Source organism: Enterobacter cloacae complex sp. GYL001 (assembly GCF_049237125.1).
GTDB classification, from domain to species: Bacteria; Pseudomonadota; Gammaproteobacteria; order Enterobacterales; family Enterobacteriaceae; genus Enterobacter; species Enterobacter hormaechei_C.
On sequence record NZ_JBMKGW010000015.1, the window covers coordinates 87,594 to 98,395 of the forward strand.

Genomic DNA, 10,802 nt, shown 5'->3' on the forward strand with positions numbered 1-10,802 from the left:
CAACAACTCCGGTTACGCCGGGCTAACGCCCGCAGCAAGCAGTGCCTGCTCGAATTTATCCAGGAAGACTTTCAGCTCGTCATCGCTGATCAGCAGAGAAGGCAGCAGACGCAGAACGATACCGTTACGGCCGCCACGCTCCAGAATCAGGCCGGCTTCGAAGCATTTCTTCTGGATCAGGGCAGACAGCTCGCCATCGCCCGGGAAGCAACCCATGTGATCGGCGGCTTCATGTGGCTTAACGATTTCAATACCGATCATCATGCCCAGACCGCGAACGTGGCCGATCACCGGATAGCGTTTCGCCATCTCTTTCAGCTGGCCTTTCAGCCATTCGCCCTGTGCAGCTACTTTGCCCGCGATGTTCTGGTCTTTCAGGATCTTCAGCGTGGTCAGACCGGTTGCCATCGCCAGCTGGTTGCCGCGGAAAGTACCGGTATGGTGACCTGGCGCCCATGCATCGAACTGCTTTTTGATACCGAGCACGGCCAGCGGCAGACCGCCACCGACTGCTTTAGACATCACGATGATGTCTGGCTCAATGCCAGCGTGTTCGAAGGCAAAGAATTTACCGGTACGGGCAAAGCCAGCCTGGACTTCGTCGAGGATCAGCAGGATACCGTGTTCCTGAGTGACTTTACGGATGCGCTGCAACCACTCAACAGGCGCCGGGTTCACGCCACCTTCACCCTGAACGGCTTCGAGGATCACCGCGGCAGGTTTACGCACGCCGCTTTCGACGTCGTTAATCAGATTTTCGAAGTAGTAGGTCAGCGCCTTCACGCCCGCTTCACCACCGATACCCAGTGGGCAACGGTACTCGTGTGGGTAAGGCATGAACTGGACTTCTGGCATCATACCGTCAACCGCTTCTTTCGGAGACAGGTTGCCGGTGACGGACAGTGCGCCGTGGGTCATACCGTGGTAACCACCAGAGAAACTGATGATACCGCTACGACCGGTCACTTTTTTTGCCAGCTTCAGCGCCGCTTCAACGGCGTCAGCCCCGGACGGGCCAGTGAATTGCAGGCAGTACTCTTTGCCCTGACCAGGCAACAGAGAGAGCAGGTATTCTGAAAACGCGTCTTTCAACGGCGTGGTCAGATCCAGGGTATGTAACGGCAAGCCGCTGGTAATGACATTTTGGATGCTTTTCAGCACATCAGGATGATTGTGTCCAAGCGCGAGGGTGCCTGCGCCTGCTAAACAGTCAAGGTATTCTTTATTATCTGCATCGGTGATCCACACGCCTTCTGCTTTCGTGATCGCTAAAGGCAATTTGCGCGGATAACTCCTGACGTTAGATTCAAATTCGGCCTGACGGGCCAGATAGGTTTCGTTGCTTTTGTGGGCATCTACGGTGTCAATACGGACTTTATCCGTCATCATATCACTCCTACAACCGCCGCTTCGTTATGAGCAACGATTGAATAAAAAGTTAAAAAACAGATGGGGCCTGAAAAAAACGCCGCCAATATAGAGCCTTTTGTCACCGGGCTCAATGGTTAATTTGCTTACTGTTTTGTGACACAGGGCACAGGGCAGGGAAGAACGCCGTTTGTATGGGGGAGATTGCACTTTATGCTAAATAAAAACAGTAGCTTACGTATGATTTATCCGCATTGTAAAATCAGACAAAAGAGTGTGACAAATCGTGCGATTGTCAGGTGAAAAGGAGGCAGTGAGCCTCCTTACGCTGTTTATTTCTGGCTAACGCGTAAAATACCGTGTTCGCGTCCCTTCGTTTTATTCCACGACGCGTCCGTAATACCGTTTTCATCCAGGCTTAGCGATATCACAAAACCATTACCACGGATCTCATAGAAATTCGCATTCAGGCGTTTAACGCTGGCTTTCTTGCCGTTAACGGTGGCGCTAAAAAAGCCGTTAGAAAGCGTGGCGTTAACCGTGTCCGACGAGAACGAGGCTTCACGCAGGGGATCGTGAACGGATGTCGCTGGTTCGTGTTGTGCCGCGTTTTCCGCTTTGGTTTTGCTGATATCACAAGAGCCATCGCCAGCGCTCATTTGCGTGCATCCCGAACGCTCTAATTGAGCGCGATAATGGGCGTTTATGGCGTGCGCCGGCGAGACACAACCTGCAAGCACGGTGGTACTTATAACGAACATCATTACTTTTTTCATTTTATCGCCTTAAAAACGACACAAATACCATGAGACATACATCACGCCGATCCAGATCCCGACCGAAATCAGCATCAGATACAGGGCTACCGAAATAAAAATATATTTAGACATCTTTTTGTATTAACAAAATGCCCATCCGCTAAAATGAGGCATTCTATTTTTCCCGATGATTATTTTACGCGTTAAAAGCCCATTCCAATCCCAACCGAAGCGCCCATATTATTCGCGGTATCATCTGAGAAGCTCACTTTCGCGATGACATGGGAATTAAAGTTAACGGATGCACCGACAGCAAGCGCGCTCTCGCTGTTGTAAGTCGCGCCGGCATCGCCTTTATCACCTTTCTCTCCATCTGTGCCGTTAGTCGCCACACCCTGTAGGGCCGTCTCACATCAGCAAGCGCACCGGCAAGCAACGCTTTCTGATGTGCGTCGTTAGCCATTTTATCCACGACTAACACACCTGGTTTTGTGGACTGAAGGTCGTCATTAACCTGCGTTAAGCGGTTATCCGTTGCGATATCACGGTTAATGCTATCAGCTTTGTTTTGTGCAATCTGATCCTGATGGTCATTTACAATATTAGTGATTTGCTGATCGTCCCAAACCGTATTCGCGGCTTCAGCCAGGCTCGTTGTACCCGCTAAGACAACGCCCATTACAAAAATAGCAATAAAGGTTTTATTCATAGATTTCATTTGAAAAGCTCACATCATAAACTGTTGAAAAAATACTGAAGCTGAACAGATTTATTTTCGGGATTCAAAAACGGTTGAACGTTGTCTAAATATTATTTAGTAACGCGAGTAAACTATCAATTAAACGCAAACCAATGATTTTGATCTAAGTCATAAATATTATGAATAGTTCCGACGACGTAAAATCATGTTGCGGTTGTTATTAATGTAAGCATTAAGGTGAGAATAACGTAGTGAATGAGATGGTTAAATTAAGTGTTTGACAGTAATGAAATTATGCAAGATAAATGTTTACATTAATATACGGGTTTGTTTCATACGAAAGAAGATGGGCTGTCTTATAAAAGTACTCCCGGTGCGTCATTATGGATAAAAATAAAATTTCTCAGCATAGCGAGTGAATAATATTTTTCATGAGTTCTTAACAAATCTGGCGGGATAATTAACTGAACAATAATGTATACATATCAAGGGTAGTTAATATCTTGTCGTTTATTGTTCGTTACAGGGGGTTAACGGACAGCCCAAAACCCCTTGCACCCGGGTTACCCCCCGGTTACACTACATGACTACGAATTGCCATTTCGTAAGTAACTGTTTTATAAGTAATTTGACTCGGGGTGCCCTTCTTTGTGAAGGCTGAGAAATACCCGTATTACCTGATCTGGATAATGCCAGCGTAGGGAAGTCAGATGCCTACCCGGTCATCGCTTCTTCACGCACGGCAGGAGCGAAATCATGCAGCCTGACCTGCTAGACTCACACGTTTTACATCAATTCCGAACCCGTTCCCCGCTCACGCACTGTATGACCAACGATGTCGTGCAGACCTTCACCGCCAACGTTTTGCTCGCGCTGGGTGCTTCCCCGGCAATGGTGATCGAAGCCGAGGAAGCGGAACAGTTTGCCGCGCTTGCCGATGCCCTGCTCATCAACGTGGGTACACTCACCGCGCCGCGCGCCCAGTCGATGCGTCGGGCCATTGAGAGCGCGGTAGCCGCGGGTACGCCCTGGGTTCTGGATCCGGTTGCGGTTGGCGCGCTGGCGTATCGCACCCGATTTTGCCAGCAAATATTGTCCCTCAAACCTGCGGCCATTCGTGGAAACGCCTCCGAAATCCTCGCCCTTGCCGGAATGAGTGCGGGCGGGCGCGGGGTTGATTCCACCGATACGGCGGCGAGCGCGTTGACCGCTGCGCAGACGCTCGCCCGCCAGACCCACGCCGTTGTGGTCGTCACAGGAGAAGTGGATCACATCACTGATGGTCAGCGAACCCGTACGGTCGCGGGCGGCGACCCGCTGATGACCCGCGTGGTGGGAACAGGCTGTGCGCTCTCGGCGGTCGTCGCCGCCTGCTGTTCGCTGCCTGGCGACAGGCTTGATAATGCGACGGCAGCCTGCGGCTTTATGAAGCGCGCAGGGGCAGCTGCACTGACTCACAGCCGGGGCCCCGGCAGCTTTGCCCCGGCGTTTCTGGATGCGCTTTACGCGCTGGAGGAGCTGGTATGACACGCATTAATGCCCTGACTATTGCGGGAACCGATCCCAGCGGCGGAGCGGGGATCCAGGCAGACCTGAAAACCTTCTCTGCGCTCGGCGCTTACGGATGCTCGGTTATCACCGCGCTGGTGGCGCAAAACACGCGCGGTGTACAGTCGGTATATCGTATTGAGCCGGATTTTGTCGCCGCACAGCTGGATTCGGTATTCAGCGATGTACGCATCGACACCACCAAAATCGGCATGCTTGCAGAGGCGGACATTGTTGAAGCGGTCGCTGAACGTCTCAAACGTTATCAGATAAAAAACGTGGTGCTCGATACCGTGATGCTGGCCAAAAGCGGCGATCCGTTGCTCTCCGCCTCTGCCGTCGACACCCTGCGTAAAAAGCTGCTGCCGCAGGTGGCGCTGATCACGCCAAACCTCCCTGAAGCCGCCGCGCTGCTGGATGCGTCACACGCGCAAAACGAACGTGAGATGAAAGAGCAGGGCAATGCGCTGCTGGCGATGGGATGCAGCGCGGTGCTGATGAAAGGCGGTCATCTTGATGATGCAGAAAGCCCGGACTGGCTCTTCACCCGCGATGGCGCTCAACGTTTCACCGCCCCGCGGGTACAGACCAAAAACACCCACGGCACGGGATGTACGCTCTCGGCGGCGCTGGCGGCGCTGCGTCCCCGAAACGCGAACTGGGCGGATACGGTGCAGGAGGCGAAGATCTGGCTCTCGTGCGCGCTGGCAAAAGCCGATTCTCTGGAAGTGGGTCACGGTATTGGGCCGGTTCACCATTTTCATGCATGGTGGTAAGCCGTATACTGGCATAAAACCTTATGCCAGAGAAAAACAGAGATGGAACAAGCGCATACCCGGTTAATTGCTCAACTCAAGGAACGAATTGCCGCACCGGACAACACGCCGTTGTACCTGAAATTTGCCGAAACGGTTAAAAACGCGGTACGCAGCGGCGTGCTCGCGCACGGTAATATTTTGCCGGGCGAGCGCGATCTGAGCCAGCTGGCCGGTGTGTCGCGCATTACGGTGCGTAAAGCGATGCAGGCGCTGGAAGAGGCCGGCGTCGTCACCCGCGCGCGTGGATACGGTACGCAAATCAACAATATCTTTGAATATTCGCTAAAAGAGGCGCGCGGGTTTTCTCAGCAGGTGGTGCTGCGGGGCAAAACGCCCAACACGCTGTGGGTTAATAAACGCGTCGTGAAATGTCCGGAGGAGATCGCCCGCCACCTTTCCCTTGCGCCGGACAGCGATGTATTTCTGCTTAAGCGCATCCGCTACGTGGATGACGATGCGGTATCAATAGAGGAGTCCTGGGTACCGGTAGGATTAATCCCCAATCCGGACGACATCGGCGTCTCGCTTTACGATTACTTCCGCAGCCAGAATATCTTTCCGCAGCGCACCCGTTCCCGCGTCAGCGCCCGGATGCCGGACAGCGAGTTTCAGGCGCATATCAAGATGGACGATAAGATACCGGTGCTGGTGATCAAGCAAGTCGCGCTCGATCAACAGCACCGGCCAATTGAGTACAGCATCAGCTACTGCCGCAGCGACCTATACGTCTTTGTGTGCGAGGAGTAGGGCCTCGCGCGTGGGGGCGCAGTCGCCACCGCGATGGCTGACTACCCAGGCGGCTACGGCATTGCCAAGCTGCACCGCCTCTGGCAGTGACCATCCCGCGGCCAGCCCGGCAAGGGTACCTCCCGCATGGCTGTCACCCGCGCCGATGGTATCGACCACGGTAGCAGGAAACGCCGGAACGTGTCCGGAAGCGTCACCGTCGTACCAGACCGCCCCGTCTTTATCATGGCGTACGATCAGCGCAGCGCCAAACCTCTGCTGCCACCGTGTGCCGAGCTCTTCCACGTTTACGCCAAGCCATTCGGCGGCAAGTTCCGCCTCCTGACGATTGAGCGAGACGATTGGTTTGCAGGCCATGATCCGCGCCATCAGCGGGTCGGGAATATCCGCGATGCGCGGACCGAAATCGATAAAGAGCGTCGCATCCTGAAGACTTTCCAGCCAGGCCGTCAGCAGCTCACCGCTGGGGGACGCCAGCTGGTAGCCGGACAAAGAGATCAGGCTCCCTGCCGGCACGCTTAACCCGTCCAGCCAGCGCTGCTGCCACTGGTTCTCCACGCCGCTAAACGACATAAAGGTCCGTTCACCGTCAGGCTCCACCAGCGCCAGGCACCAGCCGTTATCGCCCGTTTCCGCTTCCACGGCGCTGTGCAGATCCTGCTTCGCCATGGCGTTACGGATAATATCGGCCCACACGCCGTGGCCGACGGGAAGGGCGTTTTGCGCAGCAATGCCGAGCCGCTTCAGGGCGATGGCGATATTCAGCGCGCAGCCGCCAATATTCACTCCCTGTTGCTTCAGCTCGATATCACACCCGCGCCAGGGCAGGGCGTAGGCGTCGGCAATCACGTCGATGACCGCCGCGCCGAGTACCGTTACGGGGCGCGTGGCGTGAAGGGTTTCGAGACGGCGGGCAAAAGCACTCATACGCCCTCCCTTTGCTCCCGGAAGTGCAGCAGTTTTTCGCAGTAGTGGCCGAAATCGAGCCGGTTTACGGCATCAAGTTCGTTTTTGAGTGCCGGATCAATGGCCTGTACACCGTGCAGCGCGCCGCAGATGGCCGTTGCCATCGCGCCGATAGTGTCAGTATCACCGCCCAGGTTGGCGCATAACACCGCGCAGCGGTTCGGATCGGTACCCGCGAGTTCGACCATCGCAATCGCCGCCGGAACGGACTCAAGGGTGCTCGTGCCCGCGCCAATAAGCTGATAGATCTGCTCGCTGGCGGACTCGGTACCGTTGGCTTCGCGCACGGTTTTCAGGGCCAGCTCAATACGAGCGGAAAGCGATGCGCTGAAGGTGGTCGTGTTCGCCTCCTGCGCCGCACGGGCAATACCCGGCAGGGCATCGGCGATGTGATGCCAGCGCTCGCCGTCGATAGCGCGTGAAACCGCCCAGGCGATCACCACCGCACCGGCGATGGCGAGATCCGATTTATGGGTCGGGCTGGAGGCTAACGCAACCTGTTCCACAAAGTGCGCCAGACGCGTGGCTGGCAGGAGGCATCCCAGCGGGGAGGCGCGCATCGCCGCCCCGTTGGTGACGCCGTTGTTTTCCAGCTGGCTTACCGGCTTGCCGTCACGGATGGCGTTCAGGGCAATTTTGGAGGTCGGGCCGAGCACATTCTTATTGAACGCGTCAAAATCCAGCGCCCAGTCCAGAATATGCTTACCGATAACGTCAGGGTTAATTTCCCCGTCGCATTCGATAATCGCGTCGGCCAGGCACAGCGCCATCGACGTATCATCCGTAAATTCGGCCTGCTTAAAGTAACAGGCGGCATTATTCTCAGCCGGGCCGGGTAAGAAACGGTCGATCCAGCCGAAGTGCGCCTTCACCCGCTTGCGCGGCCACAACTCCGACGGCATCCCCATCGCATCCCCTAACGCCTGCCCGTAAAGAGCACCGAGAATACGGTCTTGTTTCATTTAACTTCCCCTCGTGTCAGCGCGGTATCGCCATCAACCACCTCAATTGCGGTGATCTCTTTATCCGATTCGCGGAAAAACAGCATAAACAGCACGGCAATCACCACAATCATGATTGCACCAAACGTCCACATTCCGGCCCAGTTGAAGGTCAGCCCATTCACCGGCTCTTTATATGCGAACATTTTTTCCATCATCACGCCGCCGAGACGGTAACCCAGCAGGCTACCAAAGCCCTGACAGCACAGCGTGATCAAGCCCTGCGCCGCGTTGCGCATATGCACGGGCGCTTTTTTATCCACGTAGATGTACGCGGTGACGTAATAGAAGTCATAGCTTACGCCGTGCAGCAGAATGCCGAGGAACAGCAGGGCGTAGGTGAAGTATTGCTCGGCGCCGCCGTAAACAAAGAAACCGTAGCGAATGGCGGCGGTGATCAGACCCAGCAGCAAGACCTTCTTAATACCAAAGCGTTTGGTAAAGAACGGCAGAGCGAGCATGAAGAAGATTTCAGAGAACTGGCCGAGGGTCATCCAGCCGGTGGCGTTTTTCATCCCCACTTCGGTGAGATAGCCGTTGGCAAAGATGTAGTAGAAGGCCAGCGGCATGGCGAACAGGAACGAGCAGAAGAAGAACACCAGGAAGTTTTTATCGCGCAGCAGGATCAGCGCATCCAGCCCCAGCATCACTTTGAAATCCAGCTTGCCGGTACTCTTCGGCGGGGTATTCGGCAGGAGCAGCGCGAAGACGCCAAGCAGAAGGGAGCTGGCAGCGGTCATCAGCAGCGGGATATTGGTGTCAGAGATGTCGCTATAGCCCATCATCTGCGGCAGGAAGCCGCACGCCAGGCCGGAGGCAATCCAGCCGATGGTGCCCATCACGCGAATGCGCGGGAAATCAGCCTCCACGTCATCGACGTTCGCGAAGGCGATACTGTTGGTCAGCGCGATGGTCGGCATATAGGTCAGGGAGTAGGCCAGCAGCAGCGGGAAGAAGGTGCTGAACTGGGTTTGCTGTGCTGCGAAATACATCAGAATCGCGCCAGCGAACATCAGCACGGCCAGCACTTTCTGGGCGGCGAAGAAACGGTCCGTCAGCGAGCCGACAAGGATGGGAGAGAGGATCGCGGCAATCGCGGTACAGGCGTACGACCAGCCAATTTCCCCGGCGGTAAACCCGCTCTTACTCAGCCACAGCCACAGCGGCACAAACCATGCGCCCCAGATAAACCATTCAACGAACATCATGAATGACAGTTGGACTTTCGTTTTCATTTTTTAATCCTGCATGTCAGAGGTACGCATGTAACATACCATGTAATAATACCTTTTAAATACCTTTAAGGCGATTGTTTGATCAGTGTAACAAAAATGTTGTACACGAAACGAGCCAGCAGATTGTGCTTAAAAAAGTTGCAAATGGTGGAAAATAGGTTAAGTCGGTACCAGGCTTAGTCTGCCTGCAAAAACGTGGGCTTGGATCACACGCTCCGACATCATGTCGAACTTACGGGAGCATCACTATGACTGATATTGCGCAACTGCTTGGCAAAGACGCCGACAGCCTTTTACAGCATCGTTGTATGACCATTCCAGCCGATCAGCTTTATCTGCCTGGCCATGATTACGTAGACCGCGTCATGGTCGACAACAACCGTCCGCCTGCCGTACTGCGAAACATGCAGACGCTTTACAATACCGGTCGTCTGGGCGGGACCGGGTATCTCTCCATTCTGCCCGTTGACCAGGGCGTAGAGCACTCGGCGGGAGCGTCATTTGCTGCTAACCCGCTCTACTTTGACCCGAAAAACATTGTCGAGCTGGCGATTGAAGCAGGGTGTAACTGTGTGGCATCGACGTATGGCGTGCTGGCCTCCGTTTCCCGCCGCTATGCTCACCGCATTCCGTTCCTCGTCAAGCTGAACCACAACGAAACCCTGAGCTACCCAACCGAATACGACCAGACACTGTACGCCAGCGTCGAACAGGCTTTCAACATGGGTGCGGTCGCGGTCGGGGCGACTATCTATTTTGGCTCTGAGCAGTCGCGTCGGCAGATAGAAGAGATCTCTGCCGCGTTTGAGCGCGCGCACGAGCTGGGGATGGTGACCGTATTGTGGGCCTATCTGCGTAACAACGCGTTTAAGAAAGACGGCGTGGATTACCACGTATCAGCGGATCTGACCGGTCAGGCAAATCACCTGGCGGCAACCATCGGCGCGGACATCGTGAAACAGAAAATGGCCGAGAATAACGGCGGGTATAAAGCGGTGAACTTTGGCTATACCGACGACCGCGTCTACAGCAAGCTGACCAGCGACAACCCTATCGATCTGGTGCGCTACCAGCTGGCTAACTGCTACATGGGCCGCGCCGGGCTGATTAACTCCGGCGGTGCAGCAGGCGGTGAAACCGATCTGACCGACGCGGTGCGCACGGCGGTGATTAACAAACGCGCCGGCGGAATGGGGCTGATCCTGGGCCGCAAAGCGTTTAAAAAATCCATGGCCGACGGCGTGAAGCTGATTAATGCGGTTCAGGATGTCTATCTGGACAATAAAGTGACGATTGCCTAATCGCATGCATCTTCCTGCCGGGATAAGCGTGACCCGGCAGGAAAGTTCTCTCGCTTACTCCTTCAGCGTTTCAGGATGAGGAGTATTCAGCAGACCCGCCATCCCTCTCTTGCTGCTATTTGCTTTTTCTAAGCCCGGCTGCGTGACGCGGATAAAGGCACACAGAACAAAAGCCAGCAGATAAAGCACCGTATAGGCGATGACCACGCCGAGCGTGCTGAACCAGGGCAGCAGCACCACGGCAATCGCCGGCGCAAGGAAGTTAGACAGACCGGCTGACAGGTTATACACCGAAATCGCCGCCCCCTTGTGCCGCGGCTCCAGCGCCGGGAACACCGCCGCCATCGGTACGAAGGCCGC

The 10,802-nt window shown here is 55.0% G+C and carries 11 protein-coding genes and 1 riboswitch; of the genes, 4 read left to right on the forward strand and 7 right to left on the reverse strand.

Annotated features, from left to right (window positions below):
• Positions 1–12 precede the first annotated feature (12 nt).
• The 3 genes from ACOTWU_RS20695 to ACOTWU_RS20705 form a co-directional block, all read right to left on the reverse strand.
• Positions 13–1,389, reverse strand: a complete 1,377-nt coding sequence (locus ACOTWU_RS20695; RefSeq protein ID WP_015572345.1) for a diaminobutyrate--2-oxoglutarate transaminase — start codon at positions 1,387–1,389, stop codon at positions 13–15.
• 311 nt (positions 1,390–1,700) lie between these two features.
• Entirely contained in the window at positions 1,701–2,144 is a 444-nt protein-coding gene (locus ACOTWU_RS20700) for a hypothetical protein (protein ID WP_023304098.1), read from the reverse strand.
• 185 nt (positions 2,145–2,329) lie between these two features.
• Positions 2,330–2,518, reverse strand: coding sequence for a YadA-like family protein (locus ACOTWU_RS20705; RefSeq protein WP_071788661.1), 189 nt, complete (start codon positions 2,516–2,518; stop codon positions 2,330–2,332).
• Between the two features lie 932 nt (positions 2,519–3,450).
• Positions 3,451–3,547, forward strand: a riboswitch (TPP riboswitch).
• 35 nt (positions 3,548–3,582) lie between these two features.
• On the opposite strand from ACOTWU_RS20705, the gene thiM reads away from it, so the two are divergent.
• From thiM to ACOTWU_RS20720, 3 genes are read left to right on the forward strand one after another with little or no spacing between them, the layout of a single operon-like run.
• On the forward strand, positions 3,583–4,353 hold the full coding sequence (thiM, locus tag ACOTWU_RS20710) for a hydroxyethylthiazole kinase (RefSeq protein ID WP_023295038.1): 771 nt from the start codon (positions 3,583–3,585) through the stop codon (positions 4,351–4,353).
• The gene (thiD, locus tag ACOTWU_RS20715; RefSeq protein WP_017383356.1) at positions 4,350–5,150 is read left to right on the forward strand and encodes a bifunctional hydroxymethylpyrimidine kinase/phosphomethylpyrimidine kinase; all 801 of its coding nucleotides are present in this window, start codon (positions 4,350–4,352) and stop codon (positions 5,148–5,150) included. The genes thiM and thiD overlap by 4 nt, the downstream gene beginning before the upstream one ends.
• Positions 5,151–5,192: 42 nt before the next feature.
• Positions 5,193–5,939, forward strand: a complete 747-nt coding sequence (locus ACOTWU_RS20720) for a GntR family transcriptional regulator (RefSeq protein WP_003859242.1) — start codon at positions 5,193–5,195, stop codon at positions 5,937–5,939.
• Here the strand turns inward: ACOTWU_RS20720 and ACOTWU_RS20725 are convergent.
• The 3 genes from ACOTWU_RS20725 to ACOTWU_RS20735 are packed head-to-tail and all read right to left on the reverse strand — an operon-like array spanning position 5,913 to position 9,141.
• Positions 5,913–6,866, reverse strand: a complete 954-nt coding sequence (locus ACOTWU_RS20725; protein WP_023295037.1) for a PfkB family carbohydrate kinase — start codon at positions 6,864–6,866, stop codon at positions 5,913–5,915. The two genes, ACOTWU_RS20720 and ACOTWU_RS20725, sit on opposite strands and share 27 nt — an antisense overlap.
• Positions 6,863–7,867 carry an ADP-ribosylglycohydrolase family protein gene (locus tag ACOTWU_RS20730; protein ID WP_015572351.1) on the reverse strand — a complete coding sequence of 335 codons (1,005 nt, stop codon included), beginning with the start codon at positions 7,865–7,867 and terminating at the stop codon, positions 6,863–6,865. Before ACOTWU_RS20730 ends, ACOTWU_RS20725 begins: the two co-directional genes overlap by 4 nt.
• Positions 7,864–9,141 (reverse strand): nucleoside permease, encoded by a 1,278-nt coding sequence (locus tag ACOTWU_RS20735; RefSeq protein ID WP_252049261.1) that lies wholly within the window; start codon positions 9,139–9,141, stop codon positions 7,864–7,866. The genes ACOTWU_RS20730 and ACOTWU_RS20735 overlap by 4 nt, the downstream gene beginning before the upstream one ends.
• 248 nt (positions 9,142–9,389) lie before the next feature.
• Between ACOTWU_RS20735 and fbaB the strand changes: the two genes are divergently transcribed.
• Positions 9,390–10,442: a class I fructose-bisphosphate aldolase gene (gene fbaB / locus ACOTWU_RS20740; protein WP_015572352.1), complete on the forward strand. Its 1,053-nt coding sequence runs from the start codon at positions 9,390–9,392 to the stop codon at positions 10,440–10,442.
• A 54-nt stretch (positions 10,443–10,496) separates the two neighbouring features.
• Here fbaB and ACOTWU_RS20745 read toward each other — a convergent pair.
• A partial coding sequence (locus ACOTWU_RS20745; protein WP_248045324.1) for an MFS transporter occupies positions 10,497–10,802 on the reverse strand: 306 nt, incomplete at its 5' end.